Source organism: Bacillus cereus group sp. BfR-BA-01453 (assembly GCF_022662915.1).
Taxonomy (GTDB): domain Bacteria; phylum Bacillota; class Bacilli; order Bacillales; family Bacillaceae_G; genus Bacillus_A; species Bacillus_A paranthracis.
On the sequence record NZ_JAKUEN010000006.1, the window covers coordinates 270347 to 290575 of the forward strand.

Sequence of the window (20229 nt, forward strand, 5' to 3'; positions counted from 1 at the left end):
TATATTTGCTAAAAACTAATACCGCTCTCATAAACAGTACATACTGTTTATGAGAGCGGTATCTAATTTAAGTCTATAAAAACAATGCAAGTTCTTACTTATTTAGAATAAGAGAGAAGATGATGTTTTATTTGTTCAATAAAATAATGATGGTGTATATTATCGTTAGATACACGACTTGCCATAATAGCGCCCTCCATTGAAGAGGCAAGGAAAGAAGCGAGCGATATAATGTCTATCTCTTCTTTAAGTTCTTGTTTCTCTATTCCTTCTTTTATGAGAGAAGCCATTAACATCACGGTATCATCATAGCCTTTTGCTGCTGCTTTTTGTAATTCTGGAAATACGCCAGTACTTTCAATTGCGCTATTAAGCAATGGACAGCCTCCAGCAATAGGGGGGTTATGAGCTGCATCTTGATATACAAGGAAAATTGCAAGGATTTTATCGATTGCTGTCTTTTTATTTTCCATTGCTTTATGAAAATGGCTCCACATAATCTCACCACTTTTGTCGTAGGCAGCAAGAACAATCTCTTCTTTATTTTTGAATCTACGATAAATAGATCCTTTCGGTAGTTCAGTGGCTGTCATTATATCCTGAATGGATGTGCGAGTTATCCCATTAGTGTTAAATAAATATAAAGATGTTTCAATAATCTTTTCTTTTACTGTATCAACTTTAGTCATGCTTTGTAGTCCTCCTAATAAAAACGAGCTTAATATCCCAGGTAATGTTTACCCTCTATTTTTTGTAAGTATAAATAAGTGTGAAGCAAAATATATTATCAATCCCTATATTATGGAAACCGCAAACAATACAGTTTGGACAGAGGTTAAGCAAATTGTATTATTTATATTTTTTAAATGAATTTTCTGTCAAAAATAACATGATCAATTGTTTAATTTAGTCATGTTAGACAACTAATTTTACCTAAAATCGTAGAGGATGTAAAAATATATAGTTAATTTTAGTGCATAGACATATGAGTATTATATATAATCTTTATCAATATGTTTAGCTAAGTTGTTTGAACTACTCCCACTTTCACTTCTTATACAATAATACCCCTCGCAGTTCTTGTAGGTAAAGGCCTGATCACTGCATTCTATAAAAGAAATAATTAATGAGTACTGGAATTTGATTGTAAATAAGAAAGCGAGTTATAAATATATTTTCTTTTTTCTATTTTATTAATCATTTGTAAAAAGGGTTTAAAAAACTAGAAACTTATAGTATCATTATATTCCAGACCGGACCGTTCGGTCTGTTAACTTATATGAATATATTTGGAAGGAGAACTTTATGAAGAAAGAAAAATCAAAGATTGTAGGTAATTTAATTAGGAGGATAATAAAATGAACTTTATAAAAATGAATAAAAAAGAACTTATTATGTTAGTAATCTTTACACTGTTTGTACCATTTCAAATTAGCTTGTTCATATTATTTGGCATATCACTTTTAACTAATGTCAATTTAGTTGAATCAGAATTTCTTCTTAGTGCCATCGGTTTTACTGTACCTGCTATTGTAGGAATAATTTTCTTTAGGAAAGAAATCATTCAAAGTTTTACTTATTTTAAAGAGAAAACAATTTTGAAAATAGTAAGTATTCCTATGGTGGTTTTACTTATGGTGATTATTGAGAGTTCTATTATGCATTTTCTAGCAACTGGTCAGCCAGAGAACCAAGAACAGCTCCTTGAAGCAGGTGCGGAGGTACCTCTTATATTTACATTGCTTGTATTTGGTATTCTAGGTCCAATACTTGAAGAAATTATATTTCGTCATATTCTAATAAATCACTTTTCACATTATATTGGTACTGCTATTGCATCTATCATTTCGATTCTAATCTTTACATTCCTTCATACGAACCAGCTTTCTGATTATGCATTTTATTTACCAGGCGCGGTGATACTTACTATTGCTTATCTAATTTCTAAAAGATCCCTTGCATATGTCATAGCGATACATATGTTAAACAATTGCCTTGGTTTCATATTGTAAGAAGTTAGCCTTGCATCTGTTACAGAGTTAAAAAACTAGATACAGAGATTGATAAATGAGGAGTACAATTTAGACGGTGACTTATGATTCATGTAATTCCTTGTACTTCAAAAAACCACAGTTTGGGTGTAAACTGTGGTTTTTTTATATAGGGGACTAACACTTCGCAAACAAGTTAAGCTCATACAACGTCAATTTTTGTTTTGTTAGCTTAATAGTAGCCCTATTATACTTAAAATAATATGTCTATATTGTTTTAAGTACTCTTTTTATAATAAAACTTAATCAATTTTAATATATGTTATGTATAACAGATATTTATCTAAAATAAGGGGGAATATCATGACTGAAATAAACGAATCTTCAGGAAGCGATTTACAAAAAGATGTGAAGTTTTCTATTATAATCCCTGCACATAATGAAGAAAAGTACATTAGAAAATGTTTGGATTCAATTGCAAAAGCATCAGAGGCATATAAAGAACAAACGGAAGTTATAGTTGTTTTAAATCGTTGCACAGATCAAACAGAGGAAATAGCAAAATCTTATAATTGTATTACATTAAAAAATGAAGATAAAAACTTATCTAAAATCCGAAATGCAGGGGCAGAAATAGCTAGTGGAGAAATAATCGTTACTATAGATGCTGATACGATAATGACAGAGTCTTTGTTATCTAATGTAGATAAATATTTATCTTCAGGTAAATATATTGGTGGTGGGGTGAATGGGAAGTTCGAAAGAATGTCTTTTGGAATATTCTTTTCTGCAATTCTAATTATAATTCCCTTACTTTTTAAGTACGGAGCTATATCTGTGGGGATTTTTTGGTGTTATAGAAAAGATTTTATGGCAATTAACGGATTTAATGAAAACATGCTTATGGCAGAAGATGCAGATTTCGCGAAACGGTTAAAAGAATGGGGAAAACGAAATAATAAGAAATTCGGTACCATTAAAAATGGAATGATAACTTCATGCAGAAGATTTGATACATATGGAGACTGGGCCTTACTTAAAAATCCAAAAGTAATATTAGCTTATCTAAAAGGAAATGATCAAAAGTATGCAGATAAGACATATTATGATAATCAAGAAAGATAACGATGGAGAAAAGCGGCAGGAAATAGTGAGAACAGCAGATTTTCTTATACATAATGAGAGCCTAACTTAATTTAATAGATATGATAAGAAAACCATCAATTTGATTAGTCCTTTTTCAAATCAATGGTTTTTATTTTTGAAATAAATATCTATTTTTTTATAAAAATATTTTTTGACCCCCATAAAACTTTATATTCCTCCGAATATGTATAGTGAAGAAAATAAATAGAAGAAAACTGATTATGAAAGAATACTGACGTGTTAATAAAATTACTAGATTAAGTGGGGCATCCGAAATAAAAGGGTGAAATTACCAATGATATAGAGAAGAGTTATTCAAGGATTGCAGATAAAATAGAAACAGAGCAAGCAAAACAAGCGGAAGAAAATAAGAAAGTAGAGTAGAATGTAAGCCTAACTGTAAGAACGATAGAAAAGTTGGCTTTGAAAAATATGAACAACAAGAAGACAAGCCTAAAGAAAATGTGGTTGAATGGTCACTTGTTTAGTGACCATTTTTCTATTTCAAGCAGAAGGAGGGAGAGAGATTACCCGTGTTGAGTTTAGTAATGAAGATCTTAAGAAAACCGAAAATAGAAGATATCGTATGTAGCATACAAAATAATGAAGAAGATAAAGAAGCTTTTATCGTACAGTATCAGCCGTTTATTAGAAAATCGATCTCGTCTGTCTGCCGCCGATATATTACAGAACAGGATGATGAATATAGTATTGGATTGTTTGCGTTTAACGAAGCAATTGAACAGTATTCATATAAAAAAGGGAAATCTTTTCTAGCGTTTGCTGATCTTCTTATAAAAAGAGATGTAATTGACTATATACGCAAGGAGTCTAAGCATAACCTTGTCTTTTTAAAAGAAGATGAGCAAGAGGAAATGTTAGAAATGCAAGTATCGCTTACGGAGTATATGAAGGAAATAGAAAATGGTAACCGTAAGGAAGAAATTCTCCATTTTCAAAGTGTGTTAGCTGAGTTTAAAATCACATTTTCAGAGCTTGCTAAAGAATCTCCTAAGCATCGTGATACGCGTGAACACTTAATAGAAATTGTAAAGATGATTATAAAAGAAGAGGAAATGATGGAGGAGCTGTTCCGGAAGAAAAAGTTACCGCTTAAACATATTGAACCGCGTGTTAGGGTAAGTCGTAAAACGTTGGAGCGGCATAGAAAATATATCATTGCAATGTGTATTATCTTCGCAAACAACTATACATACATTCTTGATTATATAAGGGGAGGGAAGCATGATGAATAAAGGAATTGTGATGGATATAAAAAAACATAGCGTAGTTGTTTTAACGCCAAATGGAGAGTTTATTACGTGTAAAAGAAAAGGGGATTCTTGCATGATTGGAGAGGAAATTTCATTTGATGAGCAAGAACAAAAAGCATCGCGTTTTTCAATCCCTTATTTCTTAAAGCCGGCATCATTACTTGTTGCTTGTTTTCTATGTGCGCTGTTATTTTTCTACAACCAACCGGAAGAAAAAGTATTTGCTTACGTCTCAGTTGATATAAATCCAAGTTTAGAGGTGAGCGTAACGAAGGATCTTCGCGTTATAGATTTACAAGCTTGTAATGATGATGGAAGACGTATTTTAAAAGAATTGAAGCAATGGGAAAATGAACAATTGCAAGAAGTAATACGTACAATTATAAAGCAGAGTCAAGAGGATAAGTATTTAACGAATGATAAGCAAGTTATGCTAACAGCTGTTGCAAAGGACAAGTCGTTAGAACAACAGTTGGAAAAGGCAATGAAAGAATTAAAGAAAGAATATGAGCTAAAACATATTACAGTCGAATATCAAAATAGCACGATGCAAGTACGAGAGAATGCTAGAAAAGCTGGAATGGGCACAGGTGTCTATATAAAGCAAGAGAATGAGAAGAACAAATCGGTTACGCCGCCCGCCACGCCGTCTAATCCGGTAGAAAACGAAGAAGAGGTGCAATCGCAGCCGGATTCATTTCCTGATGTAGCGCCAGATTTGTCTTCTGTAAAAGACAAAAAACATGAGAAGCCAGAGCATAAAGAACAAAAGAAAATAGAGGAACAGCCAACGAAGCACATAAAAGAAAACAATGGTAGAGGATCTCAGCAACAAAATAGAGGGAATCAGCAGGAGAATAATGGTAGGGGATCCCAACAAGGAAATAATGGGAATCAGCAAGGAAACAACGGTCGAGAATCCCAACAAGGGAATAATGGAAATCAGCAAGGAAACAACGGAAGAGGATCGCAAGGGAATAATGGGCACCAGCAAGAGAACAATGGAAGAGGATCGCAAGGGAATAATGGGAATCAGCAAGGAAATAACGGAAGAGGGTCCCAAGGAAATAATGGGAATCAGCAAGGAAACAACGGTCGAGAATCCCAACAAGGGAATAATGGAAATCAGCAAGGAAACAACGGAAGAGTACCCCAAGGAAATAATGGGAATCAACAAGGTGACAATGGTAGGGGATCTCGACAAGGAAATAATGGGAATCAGCAAGGTGACAATGGAAGAGGATCCCAAAAAGAAAATGTTGGAAACGAGCAAGGAAACAATGGTAGGGGATCTCAACAAGAGAATAGAGGCCACCAGCAAGGGAATGAAAAGAAGAATCAATAGAAATATAGGAGTGGGAGATTCATTTTAAAGTGAAAAGGAGTTATCTCACTATTGCGGGCAGTAAAACTCCCATCTCAAAATTTGGCTAGGGCAAAGAAGTTAGGTGGGAGTTGGGCTGCTTAAAGTTGCACTTTATTATTCTATCGTTCTATTAAGAAGGAGTATGTGAAAAATATAATGGAGAAAAACATTCAACAAGAGAAAGATAAAGTAAAACCTGTTTTTTATGATCCGAAAGGAAGAAGAAATATAGCTTTTATTTCGTTTCTATGTATTTCAATAGTTAGCGTAAGTATTGTATTTTATTTTTTCTTTCAAAGTATTTTTTCAACACCAGAAATTCCAAATATGAATACCGCTGTACAACAAGATAATAAACTTGTACCAATTAATCAAAAACTTAGTGATCAGCAGTTAAAGAAGGAAGAGTTTAAACCAAATACCGAAACGAAGGATAATAAAAATTTGGTGAATTCGCCGAAGGATAGTAAACAACGTAAAGAAGTGTATGGTTTTTATGTAAACTGGGATGAAAATAGTAACGCTTCTTTAAAAGAAAATATCGATTCATTAACCACACTAGTACCAGAATGGTATCATTTAAAAGTAGATTTAACGATTAGAAGTGAGATAAAACCTGAGATAGTAAAGTTAGCAGAAAAAAATCAAGTGAAAATTATGCCTTTACTAACTAACTATACTGAGGAAGCTTCTGGTCCGGATAGTGGGCTAATTCATAAGTTGCTGAATTCCTCAAATGATGTAAAGACAAAGTTTATAAATGATTTAGTAAAGCAAGTTGAAAAGAATCGATTTGCGGGTATTAATATTGACTTTGAGGCCGTACCTGAAAGTGATAGAGAAAACTTAACAAATTTTATGAAAGAACTTACTACGGTCTTTCATAAACATGATTTGCTCGTTACACAAGATGTTCCAGCTAATGATGAGGCTTTTGATTATAGTGCGTTAGCAAAAATAATAGATCGAATGATTGTAATGATGTACGATGAGCACTATGGAGCAGGAGAGCCAGGACCAATTGCTTCAAATAAATGGTTTCAACACACATTAAAAGAACTGAATATTCCGTCTAATAAACTTGTAGTTGCTTTCGGTAACTATGGATATGATTGGAAAGTAAATAGTAAGGAACCGGCGAAATCTTTAACTTTTTCAGAAGTTATGGCAATGGCTCATAATTCAGATATGAATATTCAATGGGATAAGATGAGTGGAAATCCTTATTTTAGATATAAAACAGGAGATAAAGAACATACTGCTTGGTTCTTAGACGGCGTTACTCTCTATAATCAAGTGAAAATTGCAATGGACAACAAAGCAAAGGGGTTTGCGTTATGGAGATTAGGAGCAGAAGATCCTACAATATGGAAAGTTTTAGAAAATCCGATTGAGGCACAAAAAAATCCTGATGTATTACATAAAATCACTAGTTTAGATGAAGTAAATTATTCTGGACAAGGTGAAATTTTACAGATTGAGAATGAAAAGCAAAATGGATTGAGAGATTTTAAAGTAGGTAAAGATGGTTATCTTACAGATGAAGTATATCAATCCTTACCATCTGCATACGAAGTGCAACGATATGGAAAACCGAAAGGGAAACAAGTAGTACTAACATTTGATGATGGACCAGACCCGAAATATACGCCGGAAATCTTAGATATATTAAAAGAGAATAAGATCAAAGCTGCTTTTTTTGTACTTGGTGAAAACGCACAACTAAATACTAGTATTGTGAAAAGAATATACGATGAAGGGCATGAAATTGGCAATCATACTTTCAAGCATCCTAACGTAGCTGATACGTCTTTACTACGAACAAAAGTAGAACTTAATACGACGCAACGTCTGATCCAGGAAATAACTGGGCATTCTACAGTTTTGTTTAGGCCACCATACGAAGCGGATGCTAACCCGGATTCCTCAAATGAAATATTGCCTATTTTACGGGCACAAAATATGAACTATACAATGGTAGCAGAAAAAGTGGATCCTGAGGACTGGGCAACACCATCAACAAATGAATTAGTAAAGCGTGCTCTTAATCCCGTTTATAAGGGAGAGGGAAATATTATTCTTCTCCACGATGCGGGAGGGAATCGTACCCATACGGTAGAGGCGCTGCCGATCATTATTAAAGAGCTTAAAAAGCATGGATATAGTTTTGTAACAATTTCAGATTTAATGAATAAAGAACGAGATGAAATTATGCCCCCAGTTTCTTCTGAGGGTGAGCAATATTTACTTTACAATAAAGCTGTCTTTTCAGGGGCTGGATACTTTAAACATATATTAACAACTATTTTTTATATCGCTATTGGATTAGGGATTTTTCGATTCGTATTCTTAATTTATTTTGCATGGAAGCAAAAAAGAAAAACGCTATCTCGCACTATTCATTCGTCCTACCAACCTTTTGTTAGTGTTGTCATAGCAGCATATAATGAAGAAAAGGTGATAGCTAAGACAATTCGCTCAATTTTGGATAGTAAGTATGGAGAATTTGAAGTTATTGTTGTGGATGACGGATCGACAGATGGTACGTCAAAAGTAATGCAAGAAACATTTTATAAACACCCTAAAGTTCGTTTCATTCAGAAAGAAAACGGCGGGAAATCATCGGCAATGAACTTAGGGTTTCAACAATCGCGAGGAGAGATTATTGTCACTTTAGATGCGGATACTATTATTGCGCAAGACGCCATTTCTCTCATGGTTAGACACTTTAAAGATCAAAATGTAGCAGCAGTTTCAGGTAATGTTAAAGTGGGGAATAGACGAAACTTGTTAACTACTTGGCAACATGTTGAATATATAACAGGATTTAATTTAGAACGTAGAGCTTTTGATGAATTAAATTGTATTACAGTAGTTCCAGGGGCTATTGGGGCGTGGCGTAAGAAGAATGTAGTTGAATCTGGATATTTAAGCGAAGATACATTAGCAGAAGATACAGATCTTACTATTACATTTTTACGTCAAGGATATAGAATTGTATATGAAGAAAAAGCGTATGCTTTTACGGAGTCACCTGAAGATGTGAAAAGTCTCATTAAACAGCGATATCGTTGGTCATATGGTACACTTCAATGTCTTTGGAAACATCGAAAAGCTTTATGTAATTCAAAGCATAAAACGTTAGGGTTTATTGCATTGCCTAACATGTGGTTATTCCAATATGTTCTGCAATTCATTGCTCCTTTTGCAGATATTTTAATGATTATGGGGCTGTTTGGTAGCAATCCGCTAAAAGTTTTAGGATTTTATTTTGTATTCTTTTTAATGGATCTTCTCGCATCTCTATTTGCATTTAAATTAGAGGAAGAGAATCCGAAACCATTAGTATGGTTAATTTTACAACGCTTTATTTATCGTCAATTTATGACTTATGTTGTTGTTAAGTCTATATTCTCATCGATTCGAGGAATAGCGGTAGGTTGGAATAAGCTAAAGAGAGTGGGAAGTGTAGAACATTCTACGGAACATAAGGAGGCATCTTAAGAGAGCAGGTTATCTGCTCTCTTTTTTATTGATTTTAGTGAGCTGAGTGTAGAGTACATACATCTGTATCTATAAGAGTTCTAATAGTGAGACATTATGTAAAGATGCTCCTTTAGTTTCGAGAAAAAGTTTTTTTATATTTTTTTAAAATGACGGACATAAAATCGTATATACCTTCGAATTATATATATGGATAACATAAATATATAAATAAAAGGGGAGCAATAAGATGAAAGAACAAAAAGAAATGTTTGAAGAAATCTCTGAAGTACTAAAGGTATTGGCGCATCCTGTTCGTTTATCCTTAGTAAAAATAATGCTTGCAAAAGGTCCAACTAATGTAACAACAATGTACGGGGATTTACAAATGCCTCAAAGTACAATTAGTCAACATTTATCTAAATTAAAAGCTGCTAAAATGGTTACAGGTACTCGAAAAGGATTAGAAATTTATTATGAGGTAACTGACAATCGCACAAAATCAATATTAGCATGTTTAGTTTAAATGCTGACTTCTATTTCAAAATAAGAAACGCTATTCTTTCCTATGTTTTTATAGAGAGAATAGCGTTTTTAACTTTTAAAGAGTATCTTTTTTATTAGTTTGATAGTGATATGGTATTACCTCTAAAATATAAAAATATCATTTTTGGGGACTTTACAACCTTAAATTAATGAAATGTGACGATACACTATTATAAGGTTTTAGAAGAATTCTTGATATGGAAGATTTAAAAAAGTTCAAAATGTACTTTTAGTCATGTAATCTTTTGATCTGATGACCTTTTCCCCATTCAAATAGTTCATTCATAATTTTCATTAAAGATTTTCCGTGCTCACTTAGTGTGTACTCAACCTTTGGTGGTACTTCTTGATATACAGTACGATGGATAATCCCATCTGCTTCAAGTTGCCGAAGTTGTTGTGTAAGTACTTTTTGTGTAAGGTTTGGAATTTCTCGTTTAATTTCATTTGTTCGCATTTTTCCATCCATCAAAACACATAAAATATAAACTTTCCATTTTCCGCCGATTACATCGAGTGTTGTTGCAATTGGGCAATTATCATTTTGATTCATATAACACCTCCACAGGTACTTTAAGGTTCCTATAGCACTTTAAAGTACGTACTTTTCAATTATATGTGACTCATTCATACTAATACGTAAAGGGTTGAATAATTTATAAAGGGGATGAAAAAAGATGAAAACACTTGTAATTGTAGCACATCCTGATATTGAAAAATCAAAAATTAATAAAAGATGGATTGAAGAACTTGAGAAATATTCGGATGAAATTACGGTGCATGAATTGTATAAAGTAGCACCGAATTGGGAGTTTAATATTGAAGAAGAGCAAAAGTTATTAGTAGAACATGACAGATATATATTTCAATTTCCGCTTTACTGGTACAGTTCACCGCCATTATTAAAAAAATGGTTTGATGATGTATTGACATATGGATTTGCGTACGGATCAAAAGGGGATAAAGTGAAGGGAAAAGAGTTTGGTGTAGCTATTTCTATAGGTGGATTAGAAAAAGATTATGAAAATAGCGGAATTACGATGGATGAGTTGACGAAACCATTCCAAGCTACATGTCTATATACAGGTATGGAATTTATACCTTCATTTTATTTATATGGTGCCGAATATAAACTAAGTGATGAAGAGATTAATAAAAGTGCACCTGAGTATGTGCAATATGTGATGAACAAGAAGTATTCTAATATATAATATAAAATAGCCATTTACTTATGAAGTAAATGGCTATTTTATATTCTTATTATATTCACTAAGTGTAATCTTTAGTAAATTAATAGTTAATCTGGTAAAATAAAAACTTAACATATATAAAGGGGAGTTTTACTTGAGAACGATGCAAAAATTATTACAAAAAAGAGCAATGCAATCACCAAATTTGGAAGCGCTTGTAGGCGGAGGGAAAAGATATTCGTTTCAGCAGTATAATGAACGAGTAAATCACCTTGCACATTATTTGTTACATAGTGGTGTGCAAAGAGGGGATCGTATAGGAATACTATGCAAAAATAATCATCCGTTTCCAAGCGTTATGATGGCCAGTTTAAAAATTGGAGCGGTATGTATTCCGTTAAATCATCAGCTTACTGTTTATGAACTCGAAACGATTGTAAAAGAAGCGAAATTAAAAGTGTTAGTTATTGATGAAGAATTTAGTGAAGTGTTATTAAATGTTGATGCTGTGAAAGAAATTCCTTATGTAATTCAAACGACAAAAGAAGGCTTTGGTTCATTTGAATTAGAGTTGCAAAAACAACCAACGATAGAACCGAACGTAGAAGTGCATGAAGAGGATGATGCCATTTACTTATTTACTTCGGGAACGACTGGACAGGCAAAAGCATGTGTAATTGGACATAAAAACTTACATCACTATTTTGCGGAGATTGCAGGACAAAGAAAAATTCCAGCAGGTGAACGCTTTTTATCCGTGCATCCATTGTTTCATATGAGTGGTGTGCTTTCTATTTTAAATTGTATTTATCATGGTGTTACGATGATCTTCTTAGCTGATTCGAATCCTGCTCTTATTTGGGATAAGATTGAAGAAGAGAAAATTACTACGATGCTTGCATTCCCAGCTGTTTATAGCTATATGCTTGATGAACTAAATAAAAAAGAACGTAACATTTCTACTTTTAAAGTAGCACAAAGCGGTGGAACAAAAGTGCCAGAAACACTCATCCAAAAATATATGGAAAAAGGAATCTATATGGTGCAAGGCTATGGTAGTACAGAAGGTTGGGTCGTAACATCATGGCATCCAATGATGGGAAAAGAAAAGATGTCTTCTGTAGGAAAAACATTGAAAAATGTAGAGGTAAAAATTGTTCATCCAGAAACAGGCGATGAACTAAAAACAAATGAAGTTGGAGAGATTCATGTAAGAAGTCCATACATGTTTAAAGGGTATTGGAATAATGAAAAGGCGACAAAGAAGGTAGTAAAAGATAATTGGTTTAACATGGGTGATGCAGGTATGATAGATGACGACGGATTCCTGCACATAATGGGAAGATATAAAGACGTTATTATACGTGGTGGTGACAATGTATATCCAGACCAAGTAGAAGATGTTATTCATGAAATACATGGTGTTTTAGAAGTTGCAGTAGTTGGAGTTCCAGATGAATTTTGGGGAGAGGTTCCAAGAGCTTACATTGTGAAGGATGGCGAAACAACAGTAACAGAAGAAAGTATTATTCAGTATTGTAAGGAGAAATTAGCAAGTTACAAAATTCCAGAAGTGGTATTCGTAGAAGAATTACCGAAAAACGCTTTAGGGAAAGTGTTGAAGAGGGAATTAAGGGATGTAGTTCTTGTGAAATAAAAATGTTATTAAACGATGAAGAACCCAGTTATGTATAAAGCATGACTGGGTTTTTGTCTATCAAAACATAATAATTTACTAGATTTTGTATTTTGTGTAAGATAATAAAGAATATTCAAATATTAATTAAGGGAAGAGATGTAAATGAAGCTACCGCTTCAGAAGAGTTAACGGACTTATTTAATATTCATTGCTTAGGTGTAATTCGAGCTGTAAAAGGTACATATGTGGCTTTAGCTAAATCGGATCATCCGAGAATAATAAATGTGTCCTCTCGGTTAGGTTCATTGCATAAAATGGCGAACAAAGAGTTTCCGCAAGGCCATTTCTCATATTCATATCGAATTGCTAAAGCTGCACAGAATATGCTAACACTCTGCTTACAACAAGAGTTTGAGAATAAAGGAATAAGTGTAACTGCCATTCATCCTGGAAAATTAAAGACTGAAATTGGTGCTTTTGATGCGAATATGACCCCGGCTGAAGGAGCAAAAAATATATATGATTGGGTAACAGATTCAAATGAGGATGTTTCAGGGCAGTTTATTGAGCCAGGTGTAGGTGAAATAAAGTGGTGATATACGATCTTGCAATCATTCAGAATCTGTTTGGCCCTTCTAAAAAAGTATTAAATGGCTTACCAAAGGCAGTAACGATTGAAGAAATAGAAGAAGATGTTTTGTATAACGTACAAACATATAAAGAAAAGATAAGTAGATTTGAAGAGGTTTGTTTTAATTGGGAGTTAAAAAGAGCAAGTATTGTATTAAACAAAAGGTTTAGTAGTCATAACTCAAGCGCAAAAGTGTTACTTGATGCCGGTTTTTCTTTGTATGCCGCAAAGATAGAAGTATGTAGAGAATTGAACAATGTAGAAGAGCTTCAAAGACAATATACATATCGATCAATAGCAGAAGGAACGTTATCGGAAAAAGATTTTAAATATATTTGGGAACAATGTATGTTGGGTTCAGGGAATCAAACTTCAATTTTAACTATCGATGAGCATTTTTATTCAGTGCAAACAGAGTTAGGTAAGGGATGGGAGAAGTCATGCATTGTTTTTTATAATAAAAATGAGCCAATTGGTATGTCCATACCGCATATAGAACCTGGAACAGTAAGTGAAGGACGGTTATTTTATTTTGGAGTAATGCCTTATTATCGCGGGAAAGGAGTAGCTTCCCAACTACATCTTCAATGTTTACATATGTTAAAAGAAATGGGGGCTACGTATTATATTGGGAGCACACATACATCAAATGAAAAGATGCAGGGGATATTTTTGAGAAATAATTGTTCGTTGAAAACGGAGATAGAGCTTTATTATAAAATTTTTAATGAGGATTAGGGGAAAAGAAAATGAAGACTATAAATGTATTTCATTATGACGCATTTACGAATAAACCGAATATGGGGAATCCAGCGGGTATTGTATTAGATGCAGATGGATTAACAGAAGAGGAAATGCAAATTATTGCTGAAAAAGTTGGATATAACGAAACAACTTTTGTTCTTTCCTCAGAAGTAGGAGATATAAGAATGCGCTACTTTACACCTGGTTTTGAAATGGATTTATGTGGTCATGGGACAGTAGGGACGATATATGCCTTGCGTGAAAGAGGTTTATTAGAAGAGAAAAGTAACCTTACGATTGAAACGAAGGCTGGGATTTTACCGATACAAATAGGTGTAAATGAAAATGGAGAAACTTTTATTAAAATGAGGCAGGCAGCGCCTCATTTTAAAGCTTTTGCAGGTTCAAAAGAAGAATTAGCTCGTAGTATTGGTTTAGAAGTAAATGATTTAGATGTAAGTTTACCAATTGTATATGGAAGTACGGGGAACTGGACTGTAATTGTACCGATTAAAAATCTAGATGCGTGTGAGAGAATGAAGCCTAACAATGAGATGTTTCCATCGGTATTAAAAGAAATACCTAACGCTTCTATTCACCCAGTTTGCCTAGAAACTTATGATGAACTAGCACAAATGCATGGACGTCATTTCTCATCAGCTTATGCTGGGACGATAGAAGATCCAGTGACAGGAACAGCTTCAGGTGTAATGGGGGCGTATTATGCGATGTATTTGGAAAAAGATTTTGACCATGAAATGGAGTTAATTGTTGAACAAGGACAGGAAATACATAAAGATGGTCGTGTAACGGTGTATGTAACGAAAGTTGAAGGGAATGCGAATTTACAAATTGATATTGCTGGAACAGCGGTGTATGTGAAAGAATTTGAAGTTTCAATATAAAGTGAAACTTTAATCAGTGGGTGGGGCATCCCCACTGATTATTAGTTGAACCAATCGGGCTTTTACGGGCAGTTGATCCCCCACCTAACTTCTTTGCTTCCGTTGAATTTTGAGGTGAGGGTCTTACTGCCCGTTAATGCGGGATAAAAAAGAAAGCACGGCATACATCCGGACTTTCACTATCTGTTCAATACTTCAATATACGAAGCATCTCCAGTTGTTCTTAAAGCAGAGCGGAAATTGTTATTTTCTAGCGTTTTAGCGACTTGTTGTAACTGCTGTGCATCATCATGATGGATAAGTAAGCTGTCGGCACCGCTTTCTTCTATATGAATGTGTTCGACATTTCCGATTGCATCATGTACAGCTTTTAAAAATTCAGGTTTCATATTGTCCTCCTATATGTATGTAACGTTGTTGTTAGTATTTCCTTATTTTTGAAATGTAAAAGTGAATGAATTTTTGTTATATTATGATTTTGGAAGGGGTTTCCTATTTATTTGTCAAATAATAGTAAAGTTGTCTTTTGAATTGAGGGAATCTTCGGGATTAAAGGGTGAGGGAATGGACATTTCAGTAATCGCTGCACAACTAGTTAAGGAGAAAGTTATTTCATATTATCCAAATAGCATAAAAGTATTAAACGGAGGAACGACAAGTACTGTGTATTTGTTGGACGAAAAATACGTTGTAAAGCTGAATGAAGCGGAAGTAATACGTGAAGAAGCTTATTTTCTTTCTTTTTATGAAGCAAATACTTTGTTTGCAAAGCTTTTGTATAAAGAGCCTTTACATACATATATTGTGTATTCTTTCCTTGAAGGTAGTACTTCGTGCGGACGAGGACATAAACGAATTACGCTTAGTACTCTTGTAAAAGAAGTTATTAATAAGTATGAAATAGTTTCACGTATAGATGGCTGGGGATGGAAAGAAAGTCCGGTTCAATCTTGGAGTGCATTTTTAACGAAAAATGTGATGGAAGCTTATGAAAATGTAAGACGTTACATAAGTGAGGAAGAGTATAGAACAGTTCTTAAGTTAGCAAATAGCCCAAATAGAGGGACTGGAATAAATCATCCATTTTTACTGCATGGTGATCTTGGGTTTCATAATTTTATATTTCAAGGAAATATGCTACATGGTGTAATTGATCCTTTACCAGTGTTAGGAGATCCTATATACGATTTAATTTATGCGTTCTGTTCAACCCCGGAAGATTTAACGAAAGAAACGATTGATTATGCGATGAAACAGTGTGTGTTTCATAAAAAAGACCGTAATTTATATGAAGAAATAGTCATAGGCTTATATTTGCGTATAGATACGTGTTTAAGACATCACCCGAAAGATTTAGAAGATTATTTAGTAGCTTGGCGTTATTGGATGGGCGAGGTTGAGGTGACTTTATAGTACAAATATTTTGGGGGAGATTGTGAAATGAATGTTTCAGAAGCGAAAAAGGATTTAGCAATAAAAACGAAGAGAGGCTTGCCAATTATATTAGCTGGTGTTTTATTTTGGATAGTTATGAGTATAGCGGGCTTTGTTCTTTCTGAAAAACAAGTGGTGTGGGTATATTTAATCGGTATGGGATGTGTGTTTCCTTTTGGATTAATGATAGCTGCTATATTGAAAATTGATATGTTTGCGAAAGGAAATCCGTTAGGGGTTTTGGCAGGATTAATTGGTGGGATAAATGTATTGAATATTCCACTTGTATTACTTGCCTATTTTCAATTTCCAGAATGGTTACCTTTTTGTAGTAGCGATGTTAATAGGTGTTCATTTTATCCCGTACGTATGGATTTACGAAAGTAAAAGTTACGGTTTATTATCAGTAGGGACTGTATTCGTAACGTCAGTTTGCGGGATTCTTTTTGCGGAAAAAGGATTTACTGTTATTCCATTATCAGTTAGCGTTGTTTATTTACTTACTTTTATCAGTTTATTAATTGAAAACAAAAAAGCAAATCAGTATCAGCAAAAATCAGCTTAATAAAAAATTTAGGGATAGGGGAAATTATGATGAAAAATTTTGTTTGTACAACGTGTGGCGTGCAGTATGCAGCGAGTGTAGAAGAACCGGTGAGTTGTCATATTTGTGATGAAGAAAGGCAATATGTGAATCCGAAAGGACAGTCTTGGACGACGCTAGAAAGCTTACAAACAGGTGATACATATAAAAATGAAATAATCGAAGAGGAAAATGAGCTTTATAGTATTACGACAAAACCAGGGTTTGCGATCGGTCAAACGGCATATGTAGTGAAAACAGAGTCATATCGTTTACTGTGGGACTGCATTACTTATTTAGATGAAATGACAATTACGAAAATAAAAGAGCTTGGCGGATTAGATGCGATTGCATTGTCTCATCCTCATTATTATTCAACGCAAGTAGAATGGGCAGAGACATTTGATGTACCAATTTACATACATGAAGATGATAAAGAGTGGGTGATGCGTCCGAGTAGTCGTATTATTTATTGGTCTGGTGAGTCTTTACAATTAGCGGATGGATTGGTCATTCATCGTTTAGGTGGTCATTTTAAAGGAGGATCTGTCTTACATTGGGAAGAAGGTAATGACGGGAAAGGAATTTTGTTAACAGGCGATATTATACAAGTTGTAGCAGATGAGCGATGGGTAAGCTTTATGTACAGCTATCCAAACTTAATTCCATTACCAGCGAGAAAAGTGGAAGAAATGGTGAATCGAGTAAAGCCGTTACAATTTAATCGTTTATACAATGCTTTTCATCGTGTAGTAAAAGAAAATGCAAATGAGGCAGTGGAACGTTCTGCTGAAAGATATATGAAGGCGGTAGAAGGAAAGTTATTTCATACGTAAAAGGAGAGTTAGACTTTATGAATACGTTAGTATGCTTCGGTGATAGTATTACAGCTGATGAAACGTTTTTTGATGGAACGCCGAGGTTAACACCGCGTTTGCAAGAGATGTTTCCGAATTGGAAGGTGGTAAATGCGGGGGTTCCGGGTGATAATACGTTCGATGCGTTACATAGAATTGAAGAAGATGTATTATCACATAAACCAGATTTCGTAACAGTTTTTCTTGGCACGAATGATGCAGTTTCTTTTTCACAAGGATCATTACAAGTATATAAAGAAAACTTAGAGAAGATTGTGAAGCGGATTTCGTCAGATAAAGTACTGCTTATTAGTCCCGCGCCAGTTGATGAGGAAAGACAGCACAATAGAACAAATAAAGTGCTTGGTCAGTATGCAGACGTGGTAGAGAAAGTGGCGAAAGAAACAGGAAGCTATTTTCTAAATTTGTACGCCGAAATGATTCAGGAACGGAATTATAAAAGGTTTGTAGAAAATGATGAAAAAGATGGTTTGCACTTTGGGATAGAAGGCTATGAGTATGTAGCGAAGTTGATTGGTGAAAAGTTAAAAGGGATTTTATAAGGAGCAAAGCACTTAGTGTTTTGCTTTTTCTTGTTTTTTGCAGTCTATAAACTTATTCACCGCTGTAATTTGCACAGATATTTTGTTTTTTTATATGCGTAAAAGGTTAGCTCTGTTTTAAAGTAATATAAATTTATTTTTAAAAATTTATATTTCGTAGTTGAAAATCAATAAAGTTGTAACTATAATAGTTACAGTAAGTTTGTTATTTTGAAATATACACATTGAATTACAAGAATGAAAGGAGTTTTTATGTAAATCAAAAAGTTATAAAAATCTATTAATTTTTATAATAAGATAAAAAGCTTTTCGGTTCATACACATTATTAAATATGTTAATTCTAATAGAAAACTAGAGGTGGAAAGATGAAAAATTTTAAAGGTATGTTGATATCATCACTTGCAATTACAACTTTTGCTGGGGTAGGTACGACATTTGTAACAAATACAGTACATGCTGCCAATAACGATTCTAGTAAAATACAATTTCGTTCTAATAAGAGTATAAACACAACAACTAGCTCGAGATTGCCTGTATTATCAATCAATCCTTATGATGAACCTAGATTTTCGAGACAGGGATATCTTGAAGAGGCACCTTTAGGAATTAATGCTCCTTATGCTTGGGGAATTAAGGGAGGAGATGGTCAAGGAGCAACCTTTGTAGATTTGGAAGAAGGCTGGTTATTAAATCATGAAGATTTAGTCGGTCAAAATATTGAATTTATGTCTGGAAAAATGAGTAATGATCTTTCTCACGGTACTTCAGTTCTAGGTGTTGTTTCTGCAGCTGACAATCGGATTGGGAACATTGGGATTGCACCAAAAGCAAAGGCAAAAGTAATTTCAGTGATCCGAGATAATGGGAGAATCGATGTAAGAGATGCTATTTTAAGTGCCGTAGACTCTTTACAGGCTGGAGATGTTTTATTAATAGAAGAATCCTTTAAATATGATGGATATGGAGATGACCCTTTACCAGTAGAAGTATACCCGAGTATATTTAACGCAATTCGCAAAGGTACAGATAAAGGCATTATTATTGTAGAAGCAGCTGGTAATGGTGGGATTGATTTAGATGAATTTAAAGACCGCAATGGTAAACAGATTTTAAATCGAAATAGTCCAGACTTTAAAGATTCAGGAGCTATTATAGTTGGAGCATCTACTGCAAGAGTTCCTCATAAACGTTTAGGTTTCTCTAACTATGGTAGTAGAATTGATGTATATGGTTGGGGAGAGTATGTTGATACATTAGATACATATCAAAATCAAAATAGTAAAGGGCAAAAAGTTACAGATCAGAATATAATGAATCGTTATACTTCTAACTTCCGTGGTACTTCTAGCGCTTCGCCTATAATTGCTGGGGCTGCTGTATCAATTCAAGGGATTGCTAAAGAACATTTAGGTAAGGCATATACACCAAAAGAATTGAGAGCAATTTTAAGTAATCCTAATACAGGCACAAAGTCTAATAACCCATCATCTGATAAAATAGGGGTTTTACCAGATTTAAAAGCGATTTTGTCTAACCTTGGATTTCATAGTGATTTAACTACCAATGATCCTATGGTATTTCCAGATAACGTAGAAAAAAATGAAGGAAAAGAAAATTCAACTTTCGTATTTCCAGGTGAAGAAACAAAAAGAACCGGGGATAAAAATTCAACTGTAACCTTCCCAGAAGAAGATTTAAAACAGGAGGAAAAAGAAGAGGGATTAATTGTTTTTCCTGATTAATAAAAAAATACTACCTTCCATTTGTGAACTGTACCCCGAATCATGGACACTAAAAAAAAGCCCCATGATTCGGGGTTTTTGTGTATTTTTATCAAAAAACCTCGTTATAATGGAATCAACGATAGAAATGAGGT

17 protein-coding genes and 2 pseudogenes are annotated in these 20229 nt (G+C 33.9%); 16 read left to right on the forward strand and 3 right to left on the reverse strand.

Annotation, left to right across the window (positions count from 1 at the left end; all coding sequences use genetic code 11):
* Window positions 1–98 precede the first annotated feature (98 nt).
* Window positions 99–689 carry a TetR/AcrR family transcriptional regulator gene (locus tag MR070_RS15290; protein ID WP_000169671.1) on the reverse strand — a complete coding sequence of 197 codons (591 nt, stop codon included), beginning with the start codon at window positions 687–689 and terminating at the stop codon, window positions 99–101.
* 669 nt (window positions 690–1358) lie between these two features.
* Between MR070_RS15290 and MR070_RS15295 the strand changes: the two genes are divergently transcribed.
* The 6 genes from MR070_RS15295 to MR070_RS15320 all read left to right on the forward strand — a co-directional run bounded on the left by MR070_RS15295 (window position 1359) and on the right by MR070_RS15320 (window position 9786).
* Window positions 1359–2012 (forward strand): CPBP family intramembrane glutamic endopeptidase, encoded by a 654-nt coding sequence (locus tag MR070_RS15295; RefSeq protein WP_242261567.1) that lies wholly within the window; start codon window positions 1359–1361, stop codon window positions 2010–2012.
* Between the two features lie 342 nt (window positions 2013–2354).
* Entirely contained in the window at window positions 2355–3116 is a 762-nt protein-coding gene (locus MR070_RS15300) for a glycosyltransferase family 2 protein (protein ID WP_000136097.1), read from the forward strand.
* A gap of 554 nt (window positions 3117–3670) precedes the next feature.
* A complete protein-coding gene (gene sigI / locus MR070_RS15305) occupies window positions 3671–4393 on the forward strand; it encodes an RNA polymerase sigma factor SigI (RefSeq protein ID WP_014481722.1) in 723 nt (240 codons plus the stop codon).
* A complete protein-coding gene (locus tag MR070_RS15310) occupies window positions 4383–5756 on the forward strand; it encodes an anti-sigma-I factor RsgI family protein (protein WP_242261568.1) in 1374 nt (457 codons plus the stop codon). Before sigI ends, MR070_RS15310 begins: the two co-directional genes overlap by 11 nt.
* Window positions 5757–5933: 177 nt before the next feature.
* Window positions 5934–9281, forward strand: a complete 3348-nt coding sequence (locus tag MR070_RS15315; protein ID WP_242261575.1) for a trifunctional glycoside hydrolase family 18/polysaccharide deacetylase/glycosyltransferase family 2 protein — start codon at window positions 5934–5936, stop codon at window positions 9279–9281.
* A 229-nt stretch (window positions 9282–9510) separates the two neighbouring features.
* Window positions 9511–9786 carry an ArsR/SmtB family transcription factor gene (locus MR070_RS15320; protein WP_000662958.1) on the forward strand — a complete coding sequence of 92 codons (276 nt, stop codon included), beginning with the start codon at window positions 9511–9513 and terminating at the stop codon, window positions 9784–9786.
* A gap of 249 nt (window positions 9787–10035) precedes the next feature.
* On the opposite strand, the gene MR070_RS15325 is transcribed toward MR070_RS15320, so the two are convergent.
* Entirely contained in the window at window positions 10036–10359 is a 324-nt protein-coding gene (locus tag MR070_RS15325) for a winged helix-turn-helix transcriptional regulator (RefSeq protein ID WP_001072989.1), read from the reverse strand.
* Window positions 10360–10483: 124 nt separating this feature from the next.
* On the opposite strand from MR070_RS15325, the gene MR070_RS15330 reads away from it, so the two are divergent.
* The 5 genes and pseudogenes from MR070_RS15330 to MR070_RS15350 all read left to right on the forward strand — a co-directional run bounded on the left by MR070_RS15330 (window position 10484) and on the right by MR070_RS15350 (window position 14915).
* Window positions 10484–11017, forward strand: coding sequence for an NAD(P)H-dependent oxidoreductase (locus MR070_RS15330; RefSeq protein WP_044793235.1), 534 nt, complete (start codon window positions 10484–10486; stop codon window positions 11015–11017).
* 133 nt (window positions 11018–11150) lie between these two features.
* Window positions 11151–12653, forward strand: a complete 1503-nt coding sequence (locus MR070_RS15335) for a class I adenylate-forming enzyme family protein (RefSeq protein ID WP_242261569.1) — start codon at window positions 11151–11153, stop codon at window positions 12651–12653.
* Between the two features lie 152 nt (window positions 12654–12805).
* Window positions 12806–13231, forward strand: a pseudogene (locus MR070_RS15340) (SDR family NAD(P)-dependent oxidoreductase); the annotation flags it as partial.
* A complete protein-coding gene (locus tag MR070_RS15345; protein ID WP_242261576.1) occupies window positions 13228–14004 on the forward strand; it encodes a GNAT family N-acetyltransferase in 777 nt (258 codons plus the stop codon). The pseudogene MR070_RS15340 and the gene MR070_RS15345, both read left to right, overlap by 4 nt.
* An 11-nt stretch (window positions 14005–14015) precedes the next feature.
* Window positions 14016–14915 carry a PhzF family phenazine biosynthesis isomerase gene (locus MR070_RS15350; RefSeq protein WP_242261570.1) on the forward strand — a complete coding sequence of 300 codons (900 nt, stop codon included), beginning with the start codon at window positions 14016–14018 and terminating at the stop codon, window positions 14913–14915.
* A 179-nt stretch (window positions 14916–15094) separates the two neighbouring features.
* Here MR070_RS15350 and MR070_RS15355 read toward each other — a convergent pair whose 3' ends face one another.
* Window positions 15095–15304: a hypothetical protein gene (locus tag MR070_RS15355; RefSeq protein ID WP_000801653.1), complete on the reverse strand. Its 210-nt coding sequence runs from the start codon at window positions 15302–15304 to the stop codon at window positions 15095–15097.
* Window positions 15305–15479: 175 nt separating this feature from the next.
* Here MR070_RS15355 and MR070_RS15360 point away from each other — a divergent pair, with 175 nt between their 5' ends.
* The 5 genes and pseudogenes from MR070_RS15360 (at window position 15480) to MR070_RS15380 (ending at window position 20095) form a co-directional block, all read left to right on the forward strand.
* Entirely contained in the window at window positions 15480–16328 is an 849-nt protein-coding gene (locus MR070_RS15360) for an aminoglycoside phosphotransferase family protein (RefSeq protein ID WP_242261571.1), read from the forward strand.
* A 27-nt stretch (window positions 16329–16355) separates the two neighbouring features.
* A pseudogene (locus MR070_RS15365) lies at window positions 16356–16914 on the forward strand (DUF7010 family protein).
* Window positions 16915–16940: 26 nt separating this feature from the next.
* Window positions 16941–17768: an MBL fold metallo-hydrolase gene (locus tag MR070_RS15370; RefSeq protein ID WP_083322758.1), complete on the forward strand. Its 828-nt coding sequence runs from the start codon at window positions 16941–16943 to the stop codon at window positions 17766–17768.
* A gap of 17 nt (window positions 17769–17785) precedes the next feature.
* On the forward strand, window positions 17786–18352 hold the full coding sequence (locus tag MR070_RS15375) for an SGNH/GDSL hydrolase family protein (protein ID WP_070806562.1): 567 nt from the start codon (window positions 17786–17788) through the stop codon (window positions 18350–18352).
* Window positions 18353–18718: 366 nt separating this feature from the next.
* A complete protein-coding gene (locus MR070_RS15380) occupies window positions 18719–20095 on the forward strand; it encodes a S8 family peptidase (RefSeq protein WP_078438863.1) in 1377 nt (458 codons plus the stop codon).
* Window positions 20096–20229: the final 134 nt, after the last annotated feature.